A 26,888-nucleotide genomic window follows, 5' to 3' on the forward strand; every position below is an offset into this window, starting at 1 on the left:
CCCGCGACCTACGACGGCGGCTCGTACGGAACGCTGCTCCCGTCGTCCGGATATCGCCGCAGGTACTTCGCGAACAGGTCCGCGACCCGGGTGTACGCGTCGACGACGGAGTCGCGCCGCTGGAAACCGTGTGGCTCGTCCTCGTAGCGGCGGAACTCGTGTCTGACCCCGTTTGCCTCGAGCTCCTCGACGAGCCGTTCCGACTGACTGATCGGGACGCGCGCGTCCGCGTCACCGTGTAGTACGAGCAGCGGATCGTCGATGTCCGGCACCGACCGGACGGGACTCGCCTCGCGGTAGTTCTCGAGGTCGCTCGCGAGATCACCGAGCTCCCGTTTCATCAGCTGCCAGCCGACGTCGTCAGTGTCGTCGACGAACGTTTCGTAGTCGTACACGCCGTAAAAGGCGGCCCCGCAGCGGAACCGGTCGCTGTTCCCGAGCGCGTTCACGGTCATCAGTCCGCCGCCCGACCCACCGAACAGACCGACGCGGTCGCCGTCGACCGCCTCGTAGCGTGTCGCTGCCGCGTCGACGACGCCGATCACGTCGTCGAGATCGCCCTCGCCCCAGTCACCGTCGTTCGCCATCCGGAACTCGCGACCGAACCCATCCGAGCCGCGATAGTTGGGGCGGACGACCGCGTAGCCGAGCGCTGCCACGTACGCCGCCCGGTGGTCGAACTCGAACCCGTCGTACGCCGTCGGACCGCCGTGTGGCTTGACGACGAGGGGAACGGAGTCCGACTCCGCGTCCGGCGCGGGCGGGTGGATCATCGCGTGGATCTCCCGGCCACCGGAGTCGTACGTGAACGCCTCAGGCTCGGGCGCTCGTTCCGCGAGTCCAATCGTCGTCGAGGGCGTGAGGCGATCGCCGGACGCGGCGTCGACGACCGCGGGCGGCTCCACGGGCGTGTCACGGATCGCGAGGAGTCGGTCACCGTCGCGCTCCCAGCGAGGGGTGCTGTGGACGGCGTCGCCGTCGGCGACGATTCGCGCGGTACCGTCGCCGTCGAGCGCGCTCCCTTCCACGACGACCTCGTCGACACGAGCCCGCCCGGTTCGCGTCACGGTGACCGCGAGGCGGTCACCGGTGGCGTCCCACGCCGGATCCGCTACCTCGGACTCCGAGACTGCGTGAAGCTGCACCGGCTCCCCGTTCGGATCGTCGCCGTCGAGCGCGTACACCGCGTCGAACCCGGTGTCGTCGTGGACGAACGCGATCTCGTCACTACCCGGTCGCGGCCGCGGGCACGCGGCTCGCACGGCCGCCTCCGAGAACAGCGTTTCAGCATCTCCGTCGTTGGCGACCCTCACGATGCTCGCCGCGTAATCGAAGCGATCGCGGTGCGTTGAGCGCACGGCGACGACCGCTTCGCCGTCCCACCGGGGATCCGCGTAGAGGAACTCGTCGTCCGCTCGCACGCTGACGCCCGACCCGTCGGATTCGACGACCGCGAGACTCGCCCGTGAGAACTGGTCGGTCACGACGGCGATCCCCTCCTCCCCCCACGCGAGACCGCCGATCCCGGCGTCCCAATCGGTGAGGGTCTCGACGGCCCCGTCGTCCGGATCGACCGTTGCGAGGTCGCCGTTGGCGGTGACGAACGCGATCCGCTCGCCGTCCGGGCTCCAGTCGAGCCACTTGGCCTCCGTTCGGTCGTACCGCATCGCGAGCGCACCGTCGCTCGTCAGACGACCATCGTCTGGGAGGTCTCCGCCCGCGCGATCATCGAGCAGCCAGAGATCAGTTCGATCCTCGCGTGATTTCACGTACGCGATTCGTCCGTCCGGCCCCGGTTCGACCGCGATCACGCCGTCGACCGTTGCGAGATCGGCCAACAGCCCGTCAACGGTCGTATCGCGGAGGTCACGTCGGTACACGCCCGGGCTTGAACGCGAAGGACCTTTGCTGTACGGCTTCCGGAACGGTCGTGTGCGATCCGTATTCGGCCCGCACACGTGTTTTTCGGTTGTCAGCTCTGGTTCGTCTCGTCAACTCTTCAGCGCCTAGGTACGGAGACACCCAACGCGACGCCGTGGCTGGGTAGCCGACCGGGTGGAGCCGGCGGAACCTGCGGAACCTGCGGAAACTGCGGAACCGGCGGAACCTGCGGAACCGGCGAGACCGACGCCGTTGGAAAGCTTTAGGATTCGATCCCGTAACGTACCGATCGATGAGCAACGATAGCTCCGAGGGCGCGGACGGACGACGGCTCGTTTCCGGGTGGCAGGGTCGCTACTACGAGGATTTCGAGGTCGGCGACGTGTACAAACACCCGTACGGCCGGACGGTGACCGAGACGGACAACGTCTGGTTCACGAACCTCTCGATGAACCTCAACCCGATGCATTTCAACGAGGCGTACGCCGCCGAGACGGAGTTCGGCGAGCGGCTCGTCGACGGGACGTTCGTGATCGCGCTCGCGGTCGGGATGAGCGTCATCGACGTCTCCGCGAACGCCACTGCGAACCTCGGGTACGACGACATTCGTCACCACGCGCCGGTGTTCCACGGCGATACGCTGTTCGCAGAGTCGGAGGTGCTCGAGAAGCGCGAGTCATCCTCGCGGGAGCACGTCGGCATCGTCACCACCGAGCTCCGAACGTACAATCAGAACGACGAGCTCGTGCTGTCGCTCGAGCGCACGCCGATGGTGTTGAAACGCGAACACGCACAGCCCAGCGCCGCCCAGCCAACCGGATGGCCCGAGGGGATCGGTACCCAGCCGGAGGACGTCGAGTGACGGGGTCGCCGTTCGACGGATCCGCGCCGACGACCGAGGACCCGGTCCCGGACGCGCGGATCGCCGGCGACCTTCCGATCGCGACGCCGGCGGACGCGGCGGCGCTCGTCCCCGACACCGCGACGCTTCTGGTCAGCGGCTTCGGCGGCGTGGGGTATCCGAAGCTGGTGCCGGAGGCGATCGCCGCGGGCGACTCGCGCGATCTCACGGTCGTCTCCGGCGGCGGCGTCGGCGACGAGATCGACCGGGCTCTGGTCGAATCCGGCGACATGAGTCGTCGGTACCCGTTCATCCCGAACGAGACCGCTCGCGAGGCGGTTAACGACGGTCGCGTGGCGTTTCACGACCGACACATCTCGCGACTCGCCGACGAGGTGCGGTTCGGTGGGATCCGGGCCGGAATGTGCGGCGAGACGATCGCCGTGGTCGAGGCGGTCGCGGTCGGCCCGGACTGGCTGGTCCCTTCGACATCGATCGGACACACGCCCGCGTACGTGCAGGCTGCCGACCGAGTCATCGTCGAGGTGAACCGCGCACAGCCCGTCGACCTCGCGCGAGTCCACGACGTGCACGTCCGTGATCCGCCGCCGAACAGGGACCCGATACCGCTTGCGGATCCGCTCGGCGATACTGACGGCCCTGCGGTACCGTTCGCCCCCGACACGCTCGCCGCTGTCGTCGAAACGGACCGCGTGGACGACCCGTACGAGTTCCGCGAACCGTCCGCGACCGACGAGGTGATCGCCGACAACCTCGCCGGGTTTCTGGAGGCGGAACTCGACCGGAACCCGCTCATGAGCGACACCGTGAACCTCCAGTTCGGCGTTGGGAGCCTCGGCAACGCGTTGATGGGCGCGCTCACCGACGTGGAGTTCGGCGACCGGGAGATCGCGTACGTCGGCGAGGTGGTGCAGGATGGCCTGCTCGACATGCTCGACGCTGGCGACCTCCGTGGAGCGAGCGCGACGTCGTTGGCGCTCTCCGCGGAGGGACAGGAACGGCTGTTCGCCGACGTCGAACGCTACGCGGAGGACGTGGTGTTGCGACCGGCCGACGTCTCGAACGCACCCGAACTGATCGACCGGTTCGGCGTCGTTGGAATCAACAGCGCCGTCGAGGTCGACCTGTACGGCAACGTCAACGCGACGCATATCGGTGGCAGCCGCGTCGTTAACGGAATAGGCGGCGGCGGTGATTTCGCCCGGAACTGCCGGCTCGGTGCGATCGCGCTCCCGTCGACCGCGGTCGGCGGGGACGTCTCGCGGATCGTCCCCATGTCGCCACACGTCGACCACACCGAACACGACGCGAGCGTCGTGATCACCGAACACGGCGTCGCGGACCTCCGCGGACTGTCGCCGCGGGAGCGGGCGGCAGCGCTCGTCGACGTCGCGGACCCGTCCTTCCGGGACGATCTCGACGCGTATCGCGAACGTGCGGGCGAGAACGGTAACACGCCCCACGATCTCGACACCGCATTCTCGTGGACGTGATCGCCTGAGACCGTGTGACCTTCGGCGTGTCGGCACCGGTCCACGTTATATTCAAGAAATATTAACCCGAAAGGGAGTGCAAGATCGCAGCCATCAGCCGTCGATCGGTCCGTGCTCTCGTGACGTACGATATCTTTTTACAATCCCGCGTGTTTGACACGGATGCATGTTCGATGATGATCGACTGACCCGACGCGATGTAGCGAAAGGGGCGGCGACGCTCGGCGTCGTCGGCCTGGCAGGCTGTGCGGACGACGACGAGCCTGCCGACGACACGGACGCCGACGATGCTGATGACGGCGACGAGGAAGTGACCATTACGATCGGCGGGACCTCAACCGGTAGTTCGACGCAGCAGGCCGGCCAGGCGCTCGCGCGTGCGGCACAGCAGCACAGCGACACCGTTACTATCTCGGTGCAGGAGACCGACGGCTGGACGGCGAACCTCTACGAGTACGATGACGGCCAGATTCCGGCGATGGGCGTCGACAACAACTCGCTCGCGAAGGCGCTTGATCAGGAAGGGCCGTTCGCGGACGACCCCGTCGACATCCTTCCGCACCAGGGGTTCCTCTTTACCTCGCTGCAGATCCACTGGGTCGGCTTGGAGGGCAGCGGTCTGGAGTCCACGGAGGACCTCCGGGAGGGTGGGTACACCATCTACCCGATCCAGCCCGGGTTCGGGACGCGGCTGCTCACTGAGGAGATCATCCAGGAAGCGGATATGTGGGACCAGAACGACATCCTGAACGTCGACACCGGCGACATTCCCGGTGCCGTCGAGGAGGACCGCGTCGACGCGTTGTGTCTGTACGGCTCCAACGGCGTCGACCTCGCCGGCTGGTGTCAGGAAGTGGATGTTCGCAGCGGTGGTCGTCTCAACCTGCTGGAGGTCGACGACGACTTCCGCCAGACGATCCAAGACCATCCCGGCGCGATCTACGAGGAGCTCGAACCGTACGGGTACGAGCAGGAGGTTGACGCGTTTACCGACGAGAAGGTGTGTTGGTCGCTCGCCGGACAGTGGGCGTTCAGTCCGGATATTCCGGCGCATGCGACGCGGGAGGTCTGTCGTCTCGCCATGGAGCACGAGGATACGCTCCGTGAGGCCGATCCGACGACGCTCGAGTACTCGCCCGAGGTGATGACCTCAACGGTCATTCCCGAGCTCGAAGTGCACGGCGGCGTCGCGGACTTCTTCGACGACGAAGGCGTCTGGGACGACGACTGGATCCGCGGCGACGCGTAGTAACAGTCGCGTAATCGCCCGAAAACCGCTTATCTTTCACGACGGATGGCCAACAACCCCGACGATCCGACCGATCAGACTGACCCGATAGACCAGTCGCCGCCGATGGCGAGCGACGGCGGCACACCGCCGGAGGATGCGACTACGGAGACCACGCCACCCCCCGACGAAGAGGAGGGAAGCCTTCTCGACGACGAAGCGCAGTTGGACCTCGCGGACGGCGAGCGAGGCCGGAAACAACTCCAACTGTATCTCGCATCGCTCCCGTTCTGGCTCGTCGTCATCTTCGTGCCGACGCTTTTCATCCCGAACTTCCTCGCCGGAGCGTACGGCGACCTGCTCCCGCAGCTCCTGTTCGAGAATCCCGCCGAGCTCGCAAACACGGTCGACGAGTACGCGACCACCATCGTCGGGGTCGTTGGGGCAATCGGCGTCGTCGGCGTCAGCGCAGCGATCCTTCGCCTCGGAGTCGGTGTCGCGGAGCGGCTCCGGATGGCACTGATCTCGTTTTCGATCCCGTACTGGATGATCGTGATGTGGTACTCGTACACACAGCTGATGCCGCGGGGACAGTACGCGGTTGCGTTCCTCGGCGGCATCCTTGTGTTGTACGTGTTCATGGAGTTGGAGGAGCCGATCGTCTCCGGCAACTGGCTCGAGACGGCGCTGCTCGTAGGCTCGGCCCTGATAGCCGGCGGGACGAGCGGCTACCTCTTCTTGAACTACCAGCGCGTCGCGATCGACACGGTCGGACGGGCGACACAGCCGGAGATAGTCATGGCGTTCTTTTTCACGCTCACGATGATCTACCTGACGTGGCGCTCGTTCGGTATGACGTTCCTCATCGTCGTGCTCGCCGGCATCGGCTACGGGCTCGCCGGGCCGTGGATGCCCGGAGCACTCAGTCACGGCGGTCTCTCCGGGACGCGAATCCTCCGGATCCTCGTCGTGAGCGTCGACGGGTTCTACGGATTCCTCACCAGACTCGTGGCGGCGTGGATCGCGTTGTTCCTGCTGTACGCGGGGTTGTTGAAGGCGTACGGTGCGTTCGATCTGATCCTCAGGCTTGCCGTCCGGTCGGCGAAGTACGTCGACTCCGGGATCGCCCAGACCGCGGTGATCGCGAGCGCCGTAATCGGCTCGGTGAACGGTAGTCAGACGGCCAACGCGGGCATGACCGGCTCGTTCACCATCCCGCTGATGAAAGAAAACGGCGTCAAACCGGAGACTGCAGGCGGGATCGAGGCCGTTGCCTCGACCGCCGGTCAAGTGCTTCCGCCCGTGATGGGTGCCGGAGCGTTCATCATGGCGTCGCTGATCACCGGAATTACGTACGTCGACGTCATCATCGCCGGGCTGATCCCGGCGGTGATCCTCGTCGCGTCGATCGTGATCGCGGTCCACTACGTGGCAGCGCCTCAGATCGACGACCCGGAGATGTCCGGCGTCATCGGTGAGCCGATGAGCGATCGCGCGATCATCCTAGAGTCGGTGAAGTACGGGGTGCCGCTTGTCATCCTGATCTACGTTCTGGGCGTACTCCAGTGGACGGTGATGACCGCGGCGCTATATACTGCCGTCTCGATGCTGTTTTTCGGTATCACGATCCCGATCCTCCAGGCCCACCTCGACGGTGAGAGCCGTGGTGATGCCCTGATGGAGACGTTCAAACAAACCGTCGACGGGTTCCGTCAGGGAACGCTCGTCGTCGCGCCGGTGACGATCATCCTCGCGGCGATCAACGGTGTCGTCGACATTCTGATGGCGACGGGTGTGCCGACGGCGATCTCGCTCACTCTGATGGATCTCTCCGGCGGCGTGATGATAATCGCCGTGATACTCGCGATGATCATCTGTATCCTGCTCGGGCTGGGGATGCCCACGACCGCGGCGTACACCGTCGTGGCGCTGCTGGTGGCACCGACGCTCATCAATCAGTTTTTCATTCCCGAACTCGCGTCGCACTTCTTCGTGTTCTACGCGGCGATCCTCGCCGGGCTGACGCCGCCGATCGCGACCTGTGTCGCCGTCACCTGCGGGATCTCCGGCGGTGAGTTCTGGTCGAGCTGTAAGGAGGCGCTGCGGATCTCCGCGCCGCTTTTCGTCCTCCCGTTCGCGTTCGTCTACCACCCGGAACTCGTCTCGGGTGAGTTCACTTACGCCTCCTTATCTGCAGGTGTGATCGCGCTGTTCGGCGCGATCGCCATCATCCACGGGATCAACTACCGATTCATCTTCGGGCGTGCCGGCACGTACGGCTTGCGAGTGGCGTTCTTCGTTGCCGGCGTGGTTGCGATGGTCCATCCGGACCAGCTGGTACAGATCGGCGCGCTGCTCGCGGTGTTCGCGATGTACGTGCTCCAGATCTCCGTCGGCCGCCCCGAACCGGTCGGCGCGCTCCGCGGCGCGTTCGGGACCCTCACCGGACGAAAGCGCCCATAGGAACGCGACGCAGTTTTTAAGACGTCGAGCGGCTTCCGTTCGCAACTCCGTTCCACGTCGAGAACCAGATCCGTATATGGGGTGACGCGAGGTGGCCGAGCGACCGGCGGGGCTCAGTACGACCGCGGAAGGTCCAGCACACGCTCGCCGAGGAAGTTCAGCGCAAGCTGTTGGGTGATCGGAACCAGCCGCGTCAGGCGGGCCTCACGCTGGTAGCGTTCGACGTCGTACTCGCGGGCGACGCCGAACCCGCCGTGGGTCTGTACCGCCGCGTCGGCGGCGTCAAACGCTGCCTCCGCCGCGAGATACTTCGCCACGTTCGCCTCCGCTCCGGCGCTGGTTCGGTCGAGCTCCTCGAGCCGGTCTGCCGCGTCGTAGATCACTTTCTTCGCGGCGAGAAGGTCGGCGTACGCCTCCGCAAGCGGATGCTGGATCGCCTGGTTCGCGCCGATCGGACCGCCGAACACCTCGCGCTCGGAGGCGTACTCGATCCCGCGTTCCAGCGCGACTTCGCCGAGCCCGAGACACTCCGCGGCGATCACCAGTCGCTCCTCGTTGAGGCCGTCGAGTACCTGATAAAACCCCTCCCCCTCCTCGCCGATCAGATGGTCGGCGGGCACGCGGACGTCGTCGAAAAAGAGCTCGTAGGAGTGGACCGCGGGCGCGGCGGTTTTCGGGATCCGTTCGATCTCGAGGCCATCGTCGTAGGCGTCCTCGAGGTCGACGAGGAACATCGAGATCCCTTTCGTTCGCTTTTCCACCTCCGAGCGCGGCGTCGTCCGCGCCATGAGCACGAGGTAATCGCTCGCCTCGACGCGGGAGATCCACACCTTTTCGCCGTTGATCACGTACTCGTCGCCCTCGCGTCGAGCGCTCGTCGTCATCGCCGTCGAATCCGACCCGGCGTTCGGCTCGGTGAGTCCGAACGCCTGGATCGACGTCTCCCCGGCCGCGACGTCCGGGAGGATCTCCCGTTTCAGCTCCTCGTCGGCGTAGTTCACGATCGGGACGGAGTTGTAGATCCCGCCGTGGATCGACTGTGCGGCGGCGAACCCGCCGCCGCTACCGGCGATCTCCTCCATCATCACCACGGCCTCGCTCGTCGACATTCCGACCCCGCCGTACTCCTCCGGGATCAGCATGCCGAGCCAGCCGTCGCGGGCGAGTGTGTCGACGAACTCCTGTGGATACGTCTCCTCGCGGTCTCGCGCGCGCCAGTACTCGTCGTCGAACTCCGCGCAGAGCTCGCGGATGCTGCGACGAACGAGCGACTGCTGGTCCGTCAACGCGACCGAATCGCGCCAGTCGTGGGGCATACTCAGTCGTCCAACCGCTCGTTTCATAAGCGTTCGTGCGCCGGCAGTCGACGGCGATGATCGGCCACGGCTATCGGCAACGCTGCTGGTTCGAGCCGAGCTTCATCGGAACGTCGCTTGCCGAGAGCGGTCCCCTTAAGCGCCGTGCGGGGAACCGGTTCGGTGGATGGACACGTCGTACTGGCGGACGGTGTCGTTGGTGACGCTGTGGCAGATCTCGGCGAGCATCTGTTACTACACGGTGTTCGCCGCGACGCCGTTTTTCAGGGACGAGTTCGGACTGTCGGGGTTTGAAGTCGGACTCGTCGTCACGACGCTGACGCTCGGGTACGCGGTGTTTCTACTTCCGCTCGGTGCGATCACGGATCGGTTCGGCGAACGTCGCACGCTCTCGTTGGGGCTGATCGGTCTCGCGGCGGGGACGCTGCTCGTCGCCGGGGCACCGACGTATGCGCTGCTACTCGCGGCCGTCTTCCTGCTCGGCTCGGTGTACAGCACCGCGATGCCGGGAACGAACAAGGCCGTGTACGACAGCATCGCGCCGGGGCGACAGAACATGGCGATGGGGATAAAACAGGTCGGCGTCACCGGCGGCAGCGGGATCAGCGCGCTGCTCGTCACCGGACTCGCCGGCGTGTTCTTCTGGCAGGCGGGGTTTCTCATCGCGACCGGCGTGGCGGTCGTCGTCGCAATCGGTTTCTTTCTGTTGTACGAGGGGAGCGGCGGCGGAACGACGAGCTATCCCGACCTTCGTGGGCTGGCGGACAACCGGCCGTACGTGTTGCTCGCGACGTCCGGCCTGTTCTCCGGTGCGGCGCTTTTTACCACGACGGGGTACACCGTCCTGTACGTCGAGGAGTCGATCGGGTCGTCGGTCGCGTTCGGTGGTGTCGTGCTGGCGCTCGTCCAGCTGTTCGGCAGCGGTGGACGGCTGGTCGGCGGATGGCTCGCGGACCGGCTGCCGGGCGATCCACAGACGCGGATCGGCGGGATCCTTCTCGTGCAGACGCTCGCCAGTGCGGCGATGTTCGTCGTGGTGACCACGACGTCGACGCCGCTGGGTGCCGGGGTCGCGTTCTCGGCGCTCGGCTTCTTTGTGTTGGGATTCACGGGGGTGTACTACTCCTGTATGGCGACGCTCGTCCCCGCCGACGAGATGGGTAGCGCCACCGCCGGCTGCCAGCTCACGCTCACCTCCGGCGCGCTCCTTGCACCGCCGGCGTTCGGCTATCTCGCGGACACGATGAGCTACCGGGCGAGCTGGTGGCTCCTCGCGGGCGTCTGTCTAGCCGCCGCCGGGCTGGTGGCGGCGGTCATCCGGTCCGATCCGCCGGTCGGTGAGACCGCGATGGGCGAGTGAACGACGGACTCGACTACGCCACGCGCTCGACGAGCCGTTCGAAGACCGTGTCGACGTCGTCGACGCCGACGGCGACGTGGTCGACCGTTCCGGAATCGATCTCCGGGCCGCCCGAGGGGTCGTGCTTGAACTGCAGCTCCGCGTTCTCGCCGCCTATGTACACGTTCTGAACACCGTCGTCCGCAGTGAACGACCAGTTTTCCGCAAGACCGAGCGCGTCGACGTAAAACGCCCGCGTTCGATCGATGTCGGAAACCCACAAGGCCGTGTGAATGACGTCCATATACACTGCTCACCCGGACTCGTGATAGGTATTGTGGCGACCCGTCAACCGTGGCTACGGGCAACGGGATGAGGATTCGATCACGTATTTGCTCATCGAACACAACAACTTCCCGGCAACTGCGGTCGCCACCTCCCGGCAACCACGGCATCTTCCCCGGAGGTTATGCCGCCGGAGGGTAAACGCGAACTCGAATGGACGCCGACGAGCGACGGATCGTGTCGTTTACCGCGACCTCTCACGGACTGGTTCACACCTACGAGCTCTCGATTCCGATCCTCCTGACCGTGTGGATCGCGGAGTTTTCCACCACGGCGGCGACGCTCGGCCTCCTCGTCACCGTCGGCTACGGACTGTTCGGCGCGGGTGCGCTTCCCGGCGGGATCCTCGTCGACCGCTTCGGCTCCAAACCCGTTATCATCGCGTGTCTGCTCGGAATGGCGGGCTCGTTCCTGCTTGCGAGTCTCGCGCCGAACCTGCTGACGCTCGGGATCGCGATCGCCGTGTGGGGGATAACGGCCAGCGTCTACCACCCGGCGGGGCTCGCGTTACTCTCGAAGGCGATCGAGCGACGAGGAACGGCCCTCGGCTACCACGGGATCGGCGGAAACCTCGGGATCGCGCTCGGGCCGCTCGCGACCGTACTTCTCCTCATTCCGTTTGACTGGCGCGTCGTCGCCGCGATCCTCACCGTACCCGCGATCGTCGTCGCGCTGTATGGGATCACGGTCGACGTCGAGACGGCGCTCGCGAACGCGCGTGCACGTGAGTCCATTCCGGATGGCGGCAACGAGGTCCCGGATGGCGGCAACGAGGCTGCCGACACAGACGCTGACGAGGACGGCGATGCCGGCGACGAACCGAATGCCAGCGACGAACCGGATGCCGGCGGCACGAAAGGCGAGATCTCGCTGGCGAACGTCGTCGGCGACACGCGGACGCTGATGACCGTCGGGTTCGCGTTCGTGCTCGTGTTCGTCACGTTTAGCGGACTCTTCTACCGGACGTTCCTGACGTTCCTCCCGGATCTCCTCTCGGAGTCGCTCGCCGGACTCGTCGATCTGCAACTCGTCGATCCCGACAGCCCGTACGCCGACGAGTTCGACCCTGCCCGATATCTGTACGTTGCGGTCCTGATGGTCGGCGTCTTCGGGCAGTTCCTCGGCGGTCGGATCGCCGACCGCATTCCGGCCGAGCGAGGGTTGATCTACGTGATGTCCACGCTCGCGATACTCGCCGTGCTGTTCGTTCCGGCCGGGGCGACGACCGCGACGTTCCTCGTCGTCTCGCTGCTGCTCGGGGTTGCGCTGTTTACGATCCAGCCGCTCTCACAGGCGACCGTCGCCGCATACTCCGCGCCGGAGGCACGTGGTCTCTCGTTCGGCTACACGTATCTCGCCATCTTCGGCGTCGGAGCGTTGGGTGCCGGGCTCGCCGGTACGATCCTCACCGTCGCGGGCTCGCGAGAGCTGTTTTTCGTGCTGGCCGGGATCGCGGCAGTCGGCGTGGCAGCCGCGGTCGCCATCGTGCGGCTCGGGACCCGACGGGACTGACGACCGCTCGCAGGCTCGGCGAACGGTCTCCGCCACCGAGTTGGAGCCTCGCCTCGCACGTCGCCGTATTTAAGAGATCACCCGATAAATCCTGATACATGTATCACGTGCTGTTGCCGGTCGATGTCGCTGCGGACCGTGCGCGTTCACAGGTCGATCTCCTCGAGTCGCTTCCGGTCGAGGCGGACGAGATCACAGCGACCGTGTTACACGTGTACGAGGAAGTGGACGCGCCGGCCGACGAGGCGGGCTCCGCGTTCATCGAGGAGGTAAACGAGTCGGTGGTGGAGCTGCAGGGTCGTCCGACCTCCGTCACCGCAGTCGAGGCACGTCTGGACGAGCTCGGGATCGAACACGACCGGGTCGAACAAGTTGGCGACCCGTCGGACGCGATCCTCTCCGTCGCAACTGACCGCGACGTCGACGCGATCGTGCTCGGGATGCGCAAACGGTCGCCGGTCGGAAAGGCGATCTTCGGCAGCGTCAGCCAGACGATCATCCTCAACGCAAACCGTCCGGTGTTCGTCGGTAAACCCTCGGAGAACTGATCGGACTGCGTTTGGGTTCCGACTCCTGACCCGTTACTGAGTTGCAGCATCGACGATGTCGTCCACGGAATGGTCATCGAGCGCATCGACGACTCGCACCACCTCCGCCGAATCCACTGGCCCGTCGGCGAGCAGTTCGCCGGTTTTCTCGCGGACATCCACGATCGACATCGGTCGATCGGGCTCCCCGAACGGGTCGGTAACGGACCGCTCATGGGTCGTGCCGTCGACCGTCACGGAGACGCGGGCACCCCACTCGTCGGGGAATCGGCGTTCGATCGCGTCATCGGTCGACACCGTCGTCGCATCCATGATCCGCCGGTACGTCGGGTCGTCCCACGCCGGTTCGGCGTCCAGGCGGCCGACTGCGCGAAGAAACGGCCCGGCTCCTGCGTCTCCCTCGGCGAGAACCAGCGCGGCTACGAACGGGGCGGAGAACTGGCAGTCAACGAACCCGTCCGGCCGTCGTTTCGCGTCGATCGGCTCACCGGTCAACCGAACGCCTGCGGCGGGGATCGCAATACGAACGCCCGTCACGGCGGTCGGATCCACGTCCGGGGCGATATCGCGGAGCGCGTCGATCGCCGCGTGGAGGTACCGACAGCAGGGGTACGGTTTCAGTCCCGTTTCGGCGATCGCATCCCGTCTCTCCAGCCGGTCGAACGCTCCCGGGTTGGGGTCGTCAGTGTACCCCGCGAGGAACCCGTGTTCGCCCTCGATCGGGTCGGCTGCACCGAGAACGCCAGCGGTAGCGAGGTCGGTCGCCTCGATCGCGCGCCGCGCCGCGAGGCCCGGGTGAAGACGCTTGTTCCACGCGCCGTTCGAAAGGAACTGCAGCGAGCCCGCCGCCTGACTCCCGGCGAGCCCGAGCGCGTTCCGGAGTGCCGGCCCGTCGAGGTCGCGAACGACCCCGGCAGCGGCGGTCGCACCGAACGTCCCGCAGGTGGCGGTTACGTGAAACCCGCGGTCGTAATGCGCGTCGGGGCCGACCGCCTCGCCGACCGTGCAGGCGACGTCGTAGCCGGCCGCAACTCCTGTGCGGAACCGCTCCATCGATGCGTCCGCAGCCTCGGCGGCGGCGAGCGCGGCGGCTATCGTCGGTGCTCCCGGATGCAGCGAGGAGGGGAGATGGGTGTCGTCGAAGTCGAGACTGTGAGCGAGCGCGCCGTTCGCGAGCGCGGCGGCGGCAGGTGAGACTCGCTCACCGGTCGCGAGGATCGTCGCCGACGCCGCTCCGTCAGCGACCGGCGCGTCGGAGGCGACGGACGAACCCGTTTCGCCCGGTTGATGCGAGCCGTCCGACGGACGACCCGCGATCCGTCGGACTCCGTCGAGTATCGCGGGGGTCGAATCCGCGTGTACTGCCCCGCCGATCGCGACGGCGAGCCAATCGAGGAGATGTTTTGGGAGGTCGGGGCGCTCTCCGTGTATCGACAGACAATGGTCGACGATCCGTTCTGTACTCATGCTCTGAGGTGTAACACCGCCGGACATCAACCTTGGTGTGACGGCAGGACGAGACCCCGGCGTCCAGTTCGATCGCCCGACGGTGCTCCGACGCACGCATGCGACGACGGCTCACGGCGAGCCGAGTTGAGAAGAGTTAAATCCGATGCAGCGTAACGACTGAATGCGCTCGGTTGGTGTAGTCCGGCCAATCATGTTGGCCTTTCGACAAGCTCGGCTCGATACACTGCCGGTTTGGAAGACAGCCGACGACCAGGGTTCAAATCCCTGACCGAGCACTCCGTTTTCGACGTCCTGATTCGAAAGCGACGCGAGCGGTCGAACGTTCACCCGTCCAGCCGACCGGAGCCAGATTCCGCTCCGAGCGACAGCCCGAACAAGATACCGTGACGATCGGTGCGGGCATGGAGTATATACGAGCCTAGCCCCTATCTGCTCTGTGATGTTGGAAGGCCGTCCACATCGACGGCAAGAACCGTTCGAGGGCTGCAATACGCCGACGCAGTCCACGCGAACTACGACCGGTACGGCTACCTGGGTACATGACTGGTAGTGAATCATCCCGGGACGGACTCGCGGCGCGGTGGGTTCCGAATCTCCTCGGACGTGCCGGTGTCGGCGCCGGAGTCACGGTGCTCGTGAGCCTCGTGCCGTTCGTGGGGCTGCTCGCGCCGGCGATCGGCGGTGGCGTCGCCAGCCGCGTCGGCGAGCAGACGGCAGGCGACGGATCGCGAGTCGGTGCCATCGCGGGTGCGATTGTCGTGTTGCTGTCGCTGCCGGTGACGTTTCTTGCGCTGGCCGCCGCCGCAGCCGTGTCACCGCTCGCGACGGTCGGAGTGTTCGGAGCGACGCTCGTCGGCGCGATCTACGTCATCGGGAGCGGCGCGCTCGGGGGGTACCTCGCCGACGAGTTCGCCGAGACGACGGATGCCGATGTCGCCCCAGTCGGGGAGCCCCCGATCGAACGACTCAAGCAGCGGTACGTCGACGGCGAACTCGAGGACGACGAGTTCGAAAGACGGTTGGAACGGTTGGTGGCCGCGGATGACGTTCGCGATGCGCCGTCGACGTCCCGTGAGCGGCCCGATGACCGTCGTCGAACGACGGTTCCGAATACATCCGACTCGCGGTGACCGTTCCGTCTCACCCCTCGATGATGGCTCAAGGCAGCAGATCGTCGAGCAGTCGCCTGAGGCGGGTCACCGGTCCTTCCGTCCCTGTACGACCGGTGTCCTGCTGACGCCCGGCGCTTTTCGGGTCACGAAGCGTCCAGTCCGCCCGATCGGCAGCCTCCTCGATGGAGCGAAACTCCCACCCGCTTGCCGTCGCGATCCGTCGGTCCTGCTTTCTCGTACCGACCAACACGTGGCGGGGTGTGTCGGTCATCTCGTGTAGGCTCTTGATAGTTCCCCACTTGTCCCAGCTGCGCAGCGAGTAGTCGTTTTCGACGCCGTGCGTCCGCTCGAAGGCGGCGACGGCCGACGGATCGTTGGCGACGATCCCGACGTACCGACTCCAGCGACGCGCGTCCGCGAACGCTGCGGCGGGCTCCGATAGCGCCCGCGCTGCACTCAAGGTGAACACGAGGGTCAGCTCACCGTCGCGGGCCTCGGGATCCGCGGAGAGTGACACGGTCCGATCGTACGGTTCATGAGTTATTAAATTGTTAGTGGACTTGATCGTCAGCCGAACACAGTTCGGAATCTCGCTGTCACGACGCTTCCGTACGGACGCGCTTTTATCGGTCCCGAACGAAGCGTGCGTATGGCGAAAGTGAGCGTCGGACTCCGCGGCTGGCGGTTCGACGAGGACGAGATATTTACGGCGGACGGCGAGTTGAAGCCGCTCGACGAAATACCGGAGGATCCGCGTGAACGGCTCGTTAGGCTCGTCAAGCTGATCGAGGAGCCGTGTGACGTCTGCTATCTCGACCACGGTGAAGCGGAGATCCATCGCTGTAACCAAGCGGAGATCGTGTACGGCGAGCCACGCGGGGAGGTGCTTCTGTGTTCGAGCCACGAGCCGGAGTTTCTCTACTGGTTCCGGGAGGCCGGTGGCAGCGAGCACGCCGGAACCCAGCGGTTCGGCGATCGATTCCACGAGTGGATCGCCGCCGGGAACAGCGCTCCCGAAGGGTACGGGTCGGTCGAGCACGTCGACGAGGCTCCCGACGCGCTACCGGATCCGCCGGACCAACGAGAACTACAGGAGCGACTCGAGCGCGGATTCGACGGCGAGCGTATCGACATTCGCGAACTCGCCGGCGTCGACGGGCCCGACGCGGACGAGCGACTGAGCGAGGAGGATCTCGCGGACGCCGACGTGGACCTCTCGACGGAGTACCCGTCGAACCGATGACCGAAGACCGAACGGACTGGGCGAATTGGCCGACGGAATCGACTGCGGCGGATGCATCTGCGGGGTCGATCGACCGCACGTCGGAGCGTTCGGCGCGGTCGAAACCCGTCGTCGTCGTGGTTGAGCCCGAGACGCCGGGAAACGTCGGCACGATCGCCCGAGCGATGAAGAACTTCGGGCTGTCGGATCTCAAACTGGTGGATCCGCCGGAGCTGGAGGTGGATGGCGAGGCGTACGGCTTCGCCGGCCACGCCCGGGAGGACGTGTTACCGAACGCCGACGAGATCACGTTCGACGAGGTCGTCGAGAACTACTACACCGTCGGCACGACGGCGATCACCGGCGAGGACGACCGGCGCCACGAGCGATATCCGTTTAAAACCCCGGCCGAGCTTCGGGAGTCACTGAAATCCGTCGACGCGCAGACAGCCATCGTGTTCGGTCGCGAGGGGCGCGGACTGAACAACGAGGAGCTCGGCCGGATCGACGAGGTGTGTTCGATCCCGGCCGCCGCATCCTACCCCGTGTTGAATCTCGGACAGGCGGCTACCGTTCTTTTGTACGAACTCCGCGAGCTGACCGTCGAGGAGACGCAGCTGCCGGACGTGGAAGTCACGCGAGCGCCGGAGCCGGACATCGAACGGTTCCACGAGTACTTCGGTGAGTTCCTCGAAGCGACCGGACAGAAGCCGCACCGACGGGAGAAAAACGAGCTGCTGATGCGTCGACTGCTCGGTCGAGCACATCCGACGGAACGGGAGATCCACTCGCTTTTGGGAACGTTCCGGAAGGCGACCGCGAAGCTCGACCACGCCGACCATCTGGCAGCGAAATACGACGAGTATCCCTACCCACGGGAGTGAGACGGTGGTCACCCCAGCTCCCCGGATGCCTCCCGCTCGGCCGGCGGCCTCTCCGAAGTCGCCCCGCGATCCGACAGCGATTTCCCCGGAGGTACGTCATCGCTTGTATGCACGATGATCTCCGTGCCGGCGCGCGCGCTGCGGCCCCACTGCTTTTGGGGATCGCTCCGTTCGCGCTCGTCGCCGGGGTCGCCGCGGTCGAAGCGGGGCTCACGTTCCCGCAGGCCGTTGGCATGTCGGTGGTCGTGTTTGCCGGCGCATCGCAGCTCGCCGCTCTGGAGCTCATCGGCCAGAACGCGCCACTCGCGGTCGTGATCGGGACGGCAATCGTGATCAACCTCCGGCTCATCATGTACTCGGCGTCGATCGCGCCGCATTTCGCGACGTACACCCAACGGATGCGTGCTGGACTGGCGTATCTGCTCACCGATCAGGCATACGCGTTATCGGTCGCGGAGTTTGCCGAGAACGACGACCGCGGACGGTGGCGGTACTACCTCGGGGCCGGCGGCGCGATCTGGGCGGTCTGGGTGGTCGGCACCATCGTCGGCGTCGTGCTCGGTGCTGGCGTCCCCGACGAGCTCGGACTCACGTTCGCGATTCCGCTCGTCTTTCTCGCGCTGTTGGTGCCGACGATGCGTGATCGTCCGACGACGGTCGCCGCAGCCGTCGCCGGGACGGCGACCGTCGCCGTCGCCGGGCTCCCCTTTAACCTCGCGTTGCCCGTGGGTACCGTCGTCGGCATCGCCGCCGGACTGATTATCGAGGAGGTGTCGGCGTGACCTCACCCTTGGCTGCCACCGCTCGGATGAGCACGCCGCGGATCTGGCTCGCGATCCTCGCCATCGGGCTTGCGACGTACGGATTCCGACTCTCGTTCATCCATCTGTTCGGCCGAATCGACGACGTACCGTCCCGTGTGAGCCGTCTCCTTCGGTTCGTCCCTCCCGCCGTTCTCGCGGCGCTCGTCGTCCCCGACTTGGTAACGATCCGTCCGACGCTCTCGGCGACGCTCGTCGACGACCGGCTGATCGCGGGGGCCGTTGCCGCCGCCGTCGCGTGGCGAACGGAGAACGTGTTCGCGACGATCGCCGTTGGGATGGGAACGCTGTGGCTGTTGCGGTTCGTCGTACTGGCTTGATCTCGCGATGCTGGCTCCGCGTTCGCGAAGCAGACGTGGACACGAGCGTCACGAACGGTTCGATCGCAGTGAGGGCTCGTCTGAGGCCGATGCGGGCGGCTCGAACCACATGAGGTTTTAACGGGTGGAACGTGTATGACGGATATGGGAATCCTCTCGCGTGCCTCCTACGTCATCCGCTCGAAGGTGAACGCCATCCTCAACCGGGCGGAGGACCCGACGGAGACGCTCGATTACTCGTACGAACAGATGCGCGACGAGCTCCAGGACGTAAAACAGGGGATCGCCGATCTCACGACCCAAAAGAAGCGGCTGGAGATCCAGAAACGGAAACTGGAGGAGAACGTCGACAACCACAACCGACAGGCACGCGAAGCGGTCCAGCAGGACCGCGACGACCTCGCACGCAAGGCTCTCGAGAAAAAGAAGTCGAAGATGAGCCAGATAGAGGAGCTCGAGGGACAGATCGCGGAACTCGAGAACACACAGGAGCAGCTCGTCGAGAAGAAAAACGATCTGCAAAACCGGATCGAGGAGTTCCGTACGAAAAAGGAGACGATGAAGGCACGCTACGAGGCTGCCGAGGCCTCCTCGCGTGTGAGCGAAGCGATGACCGGCGTCGGCGACGAGATGGAGGACGTCTCTCGTTCCATCGAGCGGGCCGAGGAACGGACCGAGGAGATGGAGGCACGAGCGGAAGCGATGGACGAACTGCAGGACGACGGCGCGTTCGAGGACGCGCTCTCGGATAAAGACGACATCGACCGCGAGCTCGAGAGTCTCTCGACCAACAGCGAGGTCGACGCCGAGCTCGAGACGCTGAAAGGCGAGCTCGGGAAAAGCGACAACCCCCCGGCGAATGGCGATACGTCTGCGAGCGACGACGCCGAAATCGACGCCGAAATCGACGACCTGGAGGCGGAGCTCGACGAGACGGATCTCGAAGCGGAGCTCGAGGACGACATCGAATCGACCATCGACACCGATGTCGAAGTGGCCGAGTCCGAGGCGGACGCCGACGAACCGCGAAACTGAGACGGATCGCTGGGATCCGCCGTCCACTCTGCGTCGGAACACGAGGCGATCATCACATGACGGTTCTTCCGTTTTACAGGCGTTGACGTCGTAGATCCGATCTTCTGCGTGGAAGTGGTCAGACGTCGTCGTTCACTCTTCTCGGTCCCACACCGGCGCGTCAGCTGCGTGGCGGCCGGTCGGTCCGGATGCCCTCCCGGATCGCGGCTCCTGATCGGTCCGTCGATGCTCTGATAGTCCGTCACAGAGACGTTCGACGACCTCCTCGACGGAGCCGTGGACCAGCGTCGGATCGAGGGCACGGAGGCGATAGTTTGGGTGACCGACGCCCATCGGAACTTTGACGCTCTCGATCAGCGCCGCCCGTTCAAGTACGCGCCGCGGTTCGGTGAACGTCTGGCTGGCAGCGATCCCGGTGTCGTCCGCCCATGCTCGCACCGTGGCAAATAGGTGATCGTGGCGCGCGCCCAGCGCGAGGAGGAGGACGCGATCCGAGACGGGAGTCGAGCGCATGAACGCACCGAACTCCGCCGCGGACAGCACGCTTTCGATATCCTCGGCGAACCGTTCGCCCACGTACGAACGCGCTGTGTCGATCAACCGCGATCGCCCCGGCATCGATATTGACGCCGGCTTGCCGGAGTCGAACCGTCCGGTAGCCATCATCCTGACATCCTCAACGACGGTCGCATCAGGTTCCGTCACGACCGTCCGGTCGTTCGACGGGCCGACAACTGCGTGAACGGCTTCGCCGGTCACAAACACCGTGGTGGGGGGGTTCGCCGTAGCTGTCGCCGGCGCAGTGCGGAGTTCGATCGATTCGTCGTCGACGGCTTCGGCGACGGCCGTACCGAGCACGAACGCACGACTGAGTTGGTCGACGACGCCCGGTGGACAGCGGATCCGCCACGTTCCGCCGTCGGTTCGGTTCCGTGCCGCGTCTACTCCCGGTAGCAGCCGATCGGTGACGCCGATACCGATGACGACCCGTCGGCCGACGAGTGCACGCTCGAGGTCGTCGACGACGGCCATACACGGGACCGATCCGGGGACGGACAAAGAGCGTTCCGCTCGTTCTGGCGGTCGACGTGACGGGACCGGAAGCGGTCACAATCAGCGAGTAACGGTGGATGGGGCCCGAGCGAACACGAGGTAGCCGGTGTGGCCGACGCCAGCGGTCGAGGGGCGCGAGCCACGGTCGGAGAAATCCATCTCTCGAGATATCGTCTCCAGCGCCTCGACACCGTCTAATTCGGCGTCACGAGCGGCGAGAACGACCTCCCGAGTCCCCTCGACGAACGGGGAGTAGACGGCGAGGAAGCCGCCGGGAACGAGCAGTTCCGGTGCGCGCTCAACGACAGCAGCCGCGTCGCCCGTATCCAGCGTGATGAGATCGAATCCGTCGCCGTCGACCAGTTCGTCGAGTTGCTCCGTGAGATCGCCGGTCCGGACGTCAACCTGGTCGGTAACCCCTGCAGTCGCCATGTTCTCGCGAGCGACATCGGCGAACGCCGGGTCGATCTCGTAGGTCGTCACCGACGCACCCGTCCGCCCGAGATACGCCGAGAGGATCCCGGTTCCGGTTCCAGCATCGAGCACGCGGTCGCCGGCGGCGACGCCGGTGTGTCCGATCACGAGGCCGATATCCCGGGGCATCATCGGCGCGCCGGTACGTTCGAGGTGGTCGAACAGGTCCGGACCCCGGAGTTCGCGGACCTCGAAGACGGTACCGAGGTGCGTCTCGACGGTGTCACCGTGGTCGATGTCTTCGGGGAGTTCGATGACGCCGAGATCCGTGCCGAACTCCTCGCCCGGCTCCAGCAGGTACTCCCGGTCGCCGTGGACCAGGAGATACGCCGCGTCAGTCACTCGAGGTTCGCGATCGCGGCCGCGAGGTCGCCGTCGGTCGCTTCCAGCGCCTCGCGGGCCTTCGCCTCGGGGACGCCCGCACGCTCGGCGACGATGGAAACGTCCTCCTCGGGGATCGCACCTGCGGCAGTCCCGCCAGCGTCCGTACTCCCGCCGTCGTCCGATCCACCACGTTCGATCCCGGCGTTTTCGACCTCCTCGGCTTCGCCGACGATCTGGTACGTCTGTTGACCCTGTGCGTCCATCCGGGTCACCTGCGGTGTCTCGAACACGAGGTCCCCGTCGCCCGTCTCGATGACGACCCGCTCGGCGTCGAGCTCGTCGACGTCGATCCCCATCTGCTTCATCATCTGTTTCATCTTCCGCGGGTTCATCCCGCCGCCTCCAAACATGGACGTACGTTCGGCTGCACGATACAAAAAGGGTGGCGAAGCCTCGCCGCGTCAAGAGCGAAGCCTCGCCGCGTCCAGCGTGAAGATCGCGCATCCGGACGAGACCGCCGTATCTCCGGGATTGATGGATCCCGGTGCCGACGAGTACGTATGGACATCACAGCCCACACGTGGCCTGAGCTCGGCGAGTATTTCGGATCGGAGTCGGTGGCGATCGTACCGGTCGGATCCACCGAACAGCACGGGCCGCATCTCCCGCTGGCGACCGACCACCTGATCGCTGAGGCGCTCTCGACTGCCGCCGCTGACCGCACCGGCTACCTCCGAACGCCGACGATCGACGTCGGAGTCAGTCCGCATCACCGGCAGTTTCACGGAACCCTGTGGGTCGACCCGCCCGCGTTTCGTGCGTACGTCGAGAGCCTCACCCGGAATCTCGCGTACCACGGGATCGACCGCGTCGTGTACGTGAACGCCCACGGCGGCAACGTTTCGCATCTTCGCGAGGTGGGGCGTCGACTTCACGAGGAGGGGACGATGTACGCGATCGAGTGGATGTGTGCGTCGTAATCTTTACTGCGTCTATACGAACTTCGCTGCGAGTTGAATATTCCTGGCATCTTAGCTACACTTTCATAACAACTGGGAACTAATATTCAACTGCGTATATGACTGATGAGACCCCGAACTCCAAGAGCGACAGCGATAGCGATTCCAGTAAGAAGCCATCTGGTACGACGATTAAGAGGCAGAGACCAAACCGCCTCAGAATCAAAGCATGTGACCTCGAAATTGAGGCAGAATCACACGAGATGGATGTGGACGAGATGATGTCGGAATGTGCCCCAGAGATGGAGGAGATAATGGAGTATCACATGGTTGGTGATATGGTCAAAATCGAGGAACGAGACCTGTTCGCAGAGATTTTCGGGGGTAATAGGTGAGAAAATGCTCGGCTATGACCTGCTCGTGTACCCGTTTGTCGCTATCTGGTTAGCCGTGTTCTATTTTTTCTACTCGATGCTCGGGTTCGTTTGGTCGGCTCTGTATTTCATCCTCGCCGTGTGCGTGCTTTATCTGATGTTAACGGGTGCGTCCACGGTAGCGATTGGAGTCTTTCTCGGGCTAATGACACTCCCTATCTGGTCGGCGGGGGTGTTCGGTTAGGTGATTCTACGAGTGTTCCAAATCCTGCTGGTCGTCTCTCTGGTACTGGGATTCGGGTACTTTGTGATAGACCTATACACTGTTCCAGACTCGGAGTATGTAGAATCAATTTCGCAAGGCGAAGTCAATCAAGTACTCCATCTTCGCTTCGTCTCGGATTCTGAAACTCGTGCGGAGGTCGATGCGTATGGAATCTACATCGATGGACAAAGCGAGCCGTATGAATTGAACCAGATGGATGCCCGCTTACCCAGACAGTCGATTGGGTATCCACCTGATGAGGACACGGTTACACTCGTCCTCTGGGCATCGGAGGGAGAGGTTCTTGAGACACACGAGGTAGACTTGGCATGAACCGACGCACGCTTCTCGAATGGACAGGAAGTATCGGAGCAGGATTAGTCGTTACACCGCCGTTTGGGCGAGAGACGATGATTGATACGAACAACTCACAAGAAGACGAATTAGAGCGGTTATTCCCCCAAAAAATCGGTCTGTATGACCGACTGAGAGTAGATTCAGACCGAGTTGTGTATCGAGGGGAGAACGGAGGTGTGCTGAAGGTTCTGAACGAGGATGACCAGCGGTATCTCTCGGTGATTGCTGATTCCCTTCGGTTTAGTGTGCTATCGTGGGGGCAGGCATCTCGACTTCTGGACTCGTATGTGGATGCTGTCGAATATCAAAACCAAGATGGAGACCTTGTATATTCAGGGGGCGGCTGGGATGTGGTCTATCAGTACCACCATGTGACATACACAACACCGAGTACGAAGAGAGAGTACGACAAGGATTCTTTCGATGTCCATCCGTTGGATGTCGCTTCAAGATTGGTTGAGTGGAAGGTTCCCGAACTGTGGTCGATTCGGCAAGTGTACAGAGAGATATCTGGGGAGATGGTGGAGGTGATTGAATGAACCGTAGAGAACTGTTGACATCAGCGTTGGGTGTAGGGTTTGGTGTTATCTCAGCGGATTCAAACAACTATTTTGACGACTGGGAACGGAAAGAGTTGGACTACGGGACACACTACTGGCTTCGAGAGGGGAAAACCTGCTATGAGTACCGAGACTACACAGACGCCCGTGTACTCTCGATATACACTATCCACGAGGTCGGGGAACTGGATGAGTTCCTTTTGCGAACCCGAGTTGATTCTCCACGAGAAGCCATCCAAATCATCGCTCAACTCACTCATTCGTCCTGAAAGATGTATTCCAAAAGGCTCGACGCCAAGTTACTCGGCGTTCGCTCTGTGTCGAAGCGGTGGAAAAGAATAAGAGAAACTCAGACGGGTATATGATATGAATCAGCCAAACCGTCGTCATTTCGTCTCTTCGATTGCTCTCGGAGGGATTGCGGGAATTGCTGGCTGTATCGGTGATGGAAATGATGACTCTCGCCTTGATGACAGCCATGAACCCGAATCAGGGGATGATGAACGAGCGGGTGAAATTACTGATGTTCGAGGCAGCGCTACGGACATCGGTTCCGAAAAAAACGCATGGTCTGTTGTCGAGGTAGAGTTTGATGTAAGGGGGGAACTCGAAGAGTCTGTTGAATTGGTTATTCAAGCCCTCCCGCAAAAATATACATCTCCTGAATTTGAGTCTGAAGAACCAGATGATGTTAGAACACTTGATAAAATTCAAATCGTGGATGGAGGTGGTCGTCCTGACGATGTACAAATCGAACTAATGGATTATTGGGATGATATCCCAAGAGTGAACGAACAGGCGTTTCGAGTGCGACTCGGGTTAGAATTAGAAAGTCGCCAAGGAGTTACTATCAAAGATGTTGTTGAACGCCCATTAATCGCTTATACGCACCGAGAGAACGGAGAAGAATCCCAGAATATTGACTCAATGGGTAATAATCATACATGGGTGGAAGATGGTGAACAACACTTTGTTTTTATTTCTCATATCTCTACTACTTCAAATCGTTATGAAGAATTACCCAGAATTCCTTTCGTGGTGAAGCATTCCATTAGTATCGAGGATATGGATTCCTTAGAGGCGATTTATGAAGATGACCCGATAGCGTGGCAGGACTATCTTGACACGAGAAGCGAGGGGTCATTAAGTGGAGTCAGATACTTAGAGCGCCCTATCTTCGCTGATATTGCTGATGCGATTCAAGGAGTATTTGAACGGAATAACCTAACCGACGATGATGACATTATTGTTCGGACGGCATATAATCTAATCAACAGCACAACAAGTTATGCCCAGCCGTGGGATACGGTTTCGGAATCGGTTCGAGTCCCATACCCTGAATTATTCTTCAGAGACGGAGAAGGAGATTGTAAGGCGCAGGGGTTCGCTGCAAATGGTATCCTTCATCATCTTGGATACGACACAAGCCTCTTCCTCTTTCGAATGAGTGATGCTCCACCAACGGCATACCATCACCTGTCTGGTGGCGTTGGGATTGATTTAGACCCTGAAACCAGCCACATCGGAGAGCGGGTAGAAAGCGGAGTTGGACGAGATAGTAACTGGAGGCGTCCAGAGTTCACAGAGACTGACGAGCGAAGTGCCGACCATATATCTATTGACCCATCCACGGCCTCTATTGCCGCATACTCTAGTAACCAGACTGCGGCAACATACCATTTTGTTGAAGGCAAATGAGCATATTCCTGAGCGGGTAATGTCCATCCGTGGCTCGTGGAACTGTAATTAATCGACCGATGAGTTACACCCTGTAACCAACCGCCGATATTTATATAGTGTACCATCTGTAAGCAGCAGCCCATAGAAATGTCAACAGATTATGCGGTTTATATCCGAGCAAGTACAGACAAACAAGCAGATGACCATCAGCGAGAAAGCATCAAGCGGTGGCTGTCTTCTGAAGGCTTAGAATTGGCTGATACAGAAATGTATGTGGACATCGGAAGCGGAGTCTCTGACGCCCGAGAACAGTTCCAATCGTTGATGGATGACATCGAGGCTGGTGAATACGAGACAGTCATTTGCTGGGAGATATCTCGAATCAGTCGGTCTGGTGAAACACTTCAGCGATTCTTTAATCTCTGCGAGGAGACTGACACAACCATCGTGATTACAGACGGAGCCGTTGAACGAATTACTCCAGACGGTCAGAATCGTTTTGTCGCAGACATCATCGGGATGGTGTACCAGCAGGAACACCGAACGCTCGTTCGCCGTACAAAAGCGGGAGTCAAACGGGCACGAGATGAAGGAAAATGGCTCGGGACTCCTCCAGCGGGATTCAAACGAAACGATGAGGGCTATCTTCGACCGATTGTTGACCCAGACGACGGCGAGGTCTCCTTCTTTGAAATTCAGGACGCATTAGAGCGTATCGACTCTGGGGATTCCTACAATTCGGTTGCTAAGTCATTACCAATCTCTCGGCAAGCACTCTCTAATATTCATCAAGATACGGAGCGGCTTTCGTGGTACTTGGATGGAACTGCGGATGATAGTCGAGTTCAAGAGGCTCTCGAACCATTGAATTGAACCGTACAGACCCTGTTCTACGGAATAAATAGATAACTTCTGATTATACTCAGAGAGTTACCCCGAACGAGAGGAGTTCAAGCGGCTAATAAACAAGATAGAGAGCCAAAGTAGGCAA

At 62.9% G+C, this 26,888-nt stretch carries 25 protein-coding genes, 1 tRNA gene and 2 pseudogenes; 20 read left to right on the top strand and 8 right to left on the bottom strand.

Annotation, left to right across the window (positions count from 1 at the left end; translation table 11 throughout):
- Nucleotides 1–8: 8 nt before the first annotated feature.
- Nucleotides 9–1,880 (bottom strand): S9 family peptidase, encoded by a 1,872-nt coding sequence (locus tag ACYQ0R_RS06350; protein ID WP_459821721.1) that lies wholly within the window; start codon nt 1,878–1,880, stop codon nt 9–11.
- Between the two features lie 293 nt (nt 1,881–2,173).
- Between ACYQ0R_RS06350 and ACYQ0R_RS06355 the strand changes: the two genes are divergently transcribed.
- The 4 genes from ACYQ0R_RS06355 (at nt 2,174) to ACYQ0R_RS06370 (ending at nt 7,927) form a co-directional block, all read left to right on the top strand.
- A complete protein-coding gene (locus ACYQ0R_RS06355; protein ID WP_459821723.1) occupies nt 2,174–2,743 on the top strand; it encodes a MaoC family dehydratase in 570 nt (189 codons plus the stop codon).
- Complete coding sequence (locus tag ACYQ0R_RS06360; protein WP_459821725.1) at nt 2,740–4,236, top strand: acetyl-CoA hydrolase/transferase C-terminal domain-containing protein; 1,497 nt, start codon at nt 2,740–2,742, stop codon at nt 4,234–4,236. The genes ACYQ0R_RS06355 and ACYQ0R_RS06360 overlap by 4 nt, the downstream gene beginning before the upstream one ends.
- A 166-nt stretch (nt 4,237–4,402) precedes the next feature.
- On the top strand, nt 4,403–5,485 hold the full coding sequence (locus ACYQ0R_RS06365; RefSeq protein WP_459821727.1) for a TAXI family TRAP transporter solute-binding subunit: 1,083 nt from the start codon (nt 4,403–4,405) through the stop codon (nt 5,483–5,485).
- 45 nt (nt 5,486–5,530) lie between these two features.
- Nucleotides 5,531–7,927 carry a TRAP transporter permease gene (locus ACYQ0R_RS06370; protein ID WP_459821729.1) on the top strand — a complete coding sequence of 799 codons (2,397 nt, stop codon included), beginning with the start codon at nt 5,531–5,533 and terminating at the stop codon, nt 7,925–7,927.
- Nucleotides 7,928–8,040: 113 nt separating this feature from the next.
- On the opposite strand, the gene ACYQ0R_RS06375 is transcribed toward ACYQ0R_RS06370, so the two are convergent.
- Complete coding sequence (locus ACYQ0R_RS06375; RefSeq protein ID WP_459821731.1) at nt 8,041–9,243, bottom strand: acyl-CoA dehydrogenase family protein; 1,203 nt, start codon at nt 9,241–9,243, stop codon at nt 8,041–8,043.
- A 166-nt stretch (nt 9,244–9,409) separates the two neighbouring features.
- Here ACYQ0R_RS06375 and ACYQ0R_RS06380 point away from each other — a divergent pair, with 166 nt between their 5' ends.
- Nucleotides 9,410–10,603 (top strand): MFS transporter, encoded by a 1,194-nt coding sequence (locus tag ACYQ0R_RS06380; protein WP_459821733.1) that lies wholly within the window; start codon nt 9,410–9,412, stop codon nt 10,601–10,603.
- Between the two features lie 19 nt (nt 10,604–10,622).
- Here the strand turns inward: ACYQ0R_RS06380 and ACYQ0R_RS06385 are convergent.
- Nucleotides 10,623–10,886: pseudogene (locus tag ACYQ0R_RS06385) on the bottom strand (VOC family protein); the annotation flags it as partial.
- A 194-nt stretch (nt 10,887–11,080) separates the two neighbouring features.
- Here ACYQ0R_RS06385 and ACYQ0R_RS06390 point away from each other — a divergent pair.
- Nucleotides 11,081–12,439 (top strand): MFS transporter, encoded by a 1,359-nt coding sequence (locus ACYQ0R_RS06390; protein ID WP_459821735.1) that lies wholly within the window; start codon nt 11,081–11,083, stop codon nt 12,437–12,439.
- A 98-nt stretch (nt 12,440–12,537) separates the two neighbouring features.
- Nucleotides 12,538–12,987: a universal stress protein gene (locus ACYQ0R_RS06395; RefSeq protein ID WP_459821737.1), complete on the top strand. Its 450-nt coding sequence runs from the start codon at nt 12,538–12,540 to the stop codon at nt 12,985–12,987.
- Nucleotides 12,988–13,020: 33 nt separating this feature from the next.
- Here ACYQ0R_RS06395 and ACYQ0R_RS06400 read toward each other — a convergent pair whose 3' ends face one another.
- A complete protein-coding gene (locus tag ACYQ0R_RS06400) occupies nt 13,021–14,454 on the bottom strand; it encodes an MmgE/PrpD family protein (protein WP_459821739.1) in 1,434 nt (477 codons plus the stop codon).
- Nucleotides 14,455–14,621: 167 nt separating this feature from the next.
- Here ACYQ0R_RS06400 and ACYQ0R_RS06405 point away from each other — a divergent pair.
- Nucleotides 14,622–14,732, top strand: a tRNA-Glu gene (locus tag ACYQ0R_RS06405).
- A 264-nt stretch (nt 14,733–14,996) separates the two neighbouring features.
- Nucleotides 14,997–15,587, top strand: a complete 591-nt coding sequence (locus tag ACYQ0R_RS06410) for an SHOCT domain-containing protein (protein WP_459821741.1) — start codon at nt 14,997–14,999, stop codon at nt 15,585–15,587.
- A 28-nt stretch (nt 15,588–15,615) separates the two neighbouring features.
- On the opposite strand, the gene ACYQ0R_RS06415 is transcribed toward ACYQ0R_RS06410, so the two are convergent.
- Nucleotides 15,616–16,086, bottom strand: coding sequence for a DUF7124 domain-containing protein (locus tag ACYQ0R_RS06415; protein WP_459821743.1), 471 nt, complete (start codon nt 16,084–16,086; stop codon nt 15,616–15,618).
- Nucleotides 16,087–16,218: 132 nt separating this feature from the next.
- Here ACYQ0R_RS06415 and ACYQ0R_RS06420 point away from each other — a divergent pair, with 132 nt between their 5' ends.
- From ACYQ0R_RS06420 to ACYQ0R_RS06440, 5 genes are all read left to right on the top strand, one after another.
- On the top strand, nt 16,219–16,812 hold the full coding sequence (locus ACYQ0R_RS06420; RefSeq protein ID WP_459821745.1) for a DUF8114 family protein: 594 nt from the start codon (nt 16,219–16,221) through the stop codon (nt 16,810–16,812).
- A complete protein-coding gene (locus ACYQ0R_RS06425; protein ID WP_459821747.1) occupies nt 16,809–17,675 on the top strand; it encodes an RNA methyltransferase in 867 nt (288 codons plus the stop codon). The genes ACYQ0R_RS06420 and ACYQ0R_RS06425 overlap by 4 nt, the downstream gene beginning before the upstream one ends.
- A gap of 107 nt (nt 17,676–17,782) precedes the next feature.
- A complete protein-coding gene (locus tag ACYQ0R_RS06430) occupies nt 17,783–18,457 on the top strand; it encodes an AzlC family ABC transporter permease (protein ID WP_459821749.1) in 675 nt (224 codons plus the stop codon).
- Nucleotides 18,458–18,483: 26 nt separating this feature from the next.
- Nucleotides 18,484–18,816: an AzlD domain-containing protein gene (locus tag ACYQ0R_RS06435; RefSeq protein ID WP_459825691.1), complete on the top strand. Its 333-nt coding sequence runs from the start codon at nt 18,484–18,486 to the stop codon at nt 18,814–18,816.
- Nucleotides 18,817–18,960: 144 nt separating this feature from the next.
- Nucleotides 18,961–19,851 carry a PspA/IM30 family protein gene (locus ACYQ0R_RS06440; RefSeq protein ID WP_459825693.1) on the top strand — a complete coding sequence of 297 codons (891 nt, stop codon included), beginning with the start codon at nt 18,961–18,963 and terminating at the stop codon, nt 19,849–19,851.
- A 132-nt stretch (nt 19,852–19,983) separates the two neighbouring features.
- Here the strand turns inward: ACYQ0R_RS06440 and ACYQ0R_RS06445 are convergent, their stop codons facing one another.
- The 3 genes from ACYQ0R_RS06445 to ACYQ0R_RS06455 all read right to left on the bottom strand — a co-directional run bounded on the left by ACYQ0R_RS06445 (nt 19,984) and on the right by ACYQ0R_RS06455 (nt 22,112).
- Complete coding sequence (locus ACYQ0R_RS06445; RefSeq protein ID WP_459821751.1) at nt 19,984–20,883, bottom strand: transcriptional regulator TbsP domain-containing protein; 900 nt, start codon at nt 20,881–20,883, stop codon at nt 19,984–19,986.
- 81 nt (nt 20,884–20,964) lie between these two features.
- The gene (locus ACYQ0R_RS06450; protein WP_459821753.1) at nt 20,965–21,720 is read right to left on the bottom strand and encodes a methyltransferase domain-containing protein; all 756 of its coding nucleotides are present in this window, start codon (nt 21,718–21,720) and stop codon (nt 20,965–20,967) included.
- Nucleotides 21,717–22,112 (bottom strand): nascent polypeptide-associated complex protein, encoded by a 396-nt coding sequence (locus ACYQ0R_RS06455; protein WP_459821755.1) that lies wholly within the window; start codon nt 22,110–22,112, stop codon nt 21,717–21,719. Before ACYQ0R_RS06455 ends, ACYQ0R_RS06450 begins: the two co-directional genes overlap by 4 nt.
- A 150-nt stretch (nt 22,113–22,262) precedes the next feature.
- Here ACYQ0R_RS06455 and ACYQ0R_RS06460 point away from each other — a divergent pair.
- From ACYQ0R_RS06460 to ACYQ0R_RS06485, 6 genes and pseudogenes are all read left to right on the top strand, one after another.
- Nucleotides 22,263–22,670 (top strand): annotated as a pseudogene (locus ACYQ0R_RS06460) (creatininase family protein); the annotation flags it as partial.
- A 110-nt stretch (nt 22,671–22,780) separates the two neighbouring features.
- Nucleotides 22,781–23,056 carry a hypothetical protein gene (locus ACYQ0R_RS06465; RefSeq protein ID WP_006672435.1) on the top strand — a complete coding sequence of 92 codons (276 nt, stop codon included), beginning with the start codon at nt 22,781–22,783 and terminating at the stop codon, nt 23,054–23,056.
- Between the two features lie 235 nt (nt 23,057–23,291).
- Entirely contained in the window at nt 23,292–23,633 is a 342-nt protein-coding gene (locus tag ACYQ0R_RS06470) for a hypothetical protein (RefSeq protein ID WP_152419393.1), read from the top strand.
- On the top strand, nt 23,630–24,196 hold the full coding sequence (locus ACYQ0R_RS06475) for a hypothetical protein (protein ID WP_459821758.1): 567 nt from the start codon (nt 23,630–23,632) through the stop codon (nt 24,194–24,196). Before ACYQ0R_RS06470 ends, ACYQ0R_RS06475 begins: the two co-directional genes overlap by 4 nt.
- 387 nt (nt 24,197–24,583) lie before the next feature.
- Complete coding sequence (locus ACYQ0R_RS06480) at nt 24,584–25,915, top strand: hypothetical protein (protein ID WP_459821760.1); 1,332 nt, start codon at nt 24,584–24,586, stop codon at nt 25,913–25,915.
- Between the two features lie 129 nt (nt 25,916–26,044).
- Nucleotides 26,045–26,770 (top strand): recombinase family protein, encoded by a 726-nt coding sequence (locus tag ACYQ0R_RS06485; RefSeq protein ID WP_459821762.1) that lies wholly within the window; start codon nt 26,045–26,047, stop codon nt 26,768–26,770.
- Nucleotides 26,771–26,888: the final 118 nt, after the last annotated feature.

This window comes from Halorubrum luteum (assembly GCF_054652935.1).

Bases quoted from the DNA above. Each gene is read 5' to 3' on its own strand.
- ACYQ0R_RS06355 (WP_459821723.1), top strand. From the start codon at position 2,174: ATGAGCAACGATAGCTCCGAGGGCGCGGACGGACGACGGCTCGTTTCC.
- ACYQ0R_RS06365 (WP_459821727.1), top strand. From the start codon at position 4,403: ATGTTCGATGATGATCGACTGACCCGACGCGATGTAGCGAAAGGGGCG.
- ACYQ0R_RS06370 (WP_459821729.1), top strand. From the start codon at position 5,531: ATGGCCAACAACCCCGACGATCCGACCGATCAGACTGACCCGATAGAC.
- ACYQ0R_RS06375 (WP_459821731.1), bottom strand. From the start codon at position 9,243: ATGCCCCACGACTGGCGCGATTCGGTCGCGTTGACGGACCAGCAGTCG.
- ACYQ0R_RS06380 (WP_459821733.1), top strand. From the start codon at position 9,410: ATGGACACGTCGTACTGGCGGACGGTGTCGTTGGTGACGCTGTGGCAG.
- ACYQ0R_RS06390 (WP_459821735.1), top strand. From the start codon at position 11,081: ATGGACGCCGACGAGCGACGGATCGTGTCGTTTACCGCGACCTCTCAC.
- ACYQ0R_RS06395 (WP_459821737.1), top strand. From the start codon at position 12,538: ATGTATCACGTGCTGTTGCCGGTCGATGTCGCTGCGGACCGTGCGCGT.
- ACYQ0R_RS06400 (WP_459821739.1), bottom strand. From the start codon at position 14,454: ATGAGTACAGAACGGATCGTCGACCATTGTCTGTCGATACACGGAGAG.
- ACYQ0R_RS06410 (WP_459821741.1), top strand. From the start codon at position 14,997: ATGACTGGTAGTGAATCATCCCGGGACGGACTCGCGGCGCGGTGGGTT.
- ACYQ0R_RS06420 (WP_459821745.1), top strand. From the start codon at position 16,219: ATGGCGAAAGTGAGCGTCGGACTCCGCGGCTGGCGGTTCGACGAGGAC.
- ACYQ0R_RS06425 (WP_459821747.1), top strand. From the start codon at position 16,809: ATGACCGAAGACCGAACGGACTGGGCGAATTGGCCGACGGAATCGACT.
- ACYQ0R_RS06430 (WP_459821749.1), top strand. From the start codon at position 17,783: ATGCACGATGATCTCCGTGCCGGCGCGCGCGCTGCGGCCCCACTGCTT.
- ACYQ0R_RS06435 (WP_459825691.1), top strand. From the start codon at position 18,484: ATGAGCACGCCGCGGATCTGGCTCGCGATCCTCGCCATCGGGCTTGCG.
- ACYQ0R_RS06440 (WP_459825693.1), top strand. From the start codon at position 18,961: ATGGGAATCCTCTCGCGTGCCTCCTACGTCATCCGCTCGAAGGTGAAC.
- ACYQ0R_RS06445 (WP_459821751.1), bottom strand. From the start codon at position 20,883: ATGGCCGTCGTCGACGACCTCGAGCGTGCACTCGTCGGCCGACGGGTC.
- ACYQ0R_RS06455 (WP_459821755.1), bottom strand. From the start codon at position 22,112: ATGTTTGGAGGCGGCGGGATGAACCCGCGGAAGATGAAACAGATGATG.
- ACYQ0R_RS06465 (WP_006672435.1), top strand. From the start codon at position 22,781: ATGACTGATGAGACCCCGAACTCCAAGAGCGACAGCGATAGCGATTCC.
- ACYQ0R_RS06475 (WP_459821758.1), top strand. From the start codon at position 23,630: ATGAACCGACGCACGCTTCTCGAATGGACAGGAAGTATCGGAGCAGGA.
- ACYQ0R_RS06480 (WP_459821760.1), top strand. From the start codon at position 24,584: ATGAATCAGCCAAACCGTCGTCATTTCGTCTCTTCGATTGCTCTCGGA.
- ACYQ0R_RS06485 (WP_459821762.1), top strand. From the start codon at position 26,045: ATGTCAACAGATTATGCGGTTTATATCCGAGCAAGTACAGACAAACAA.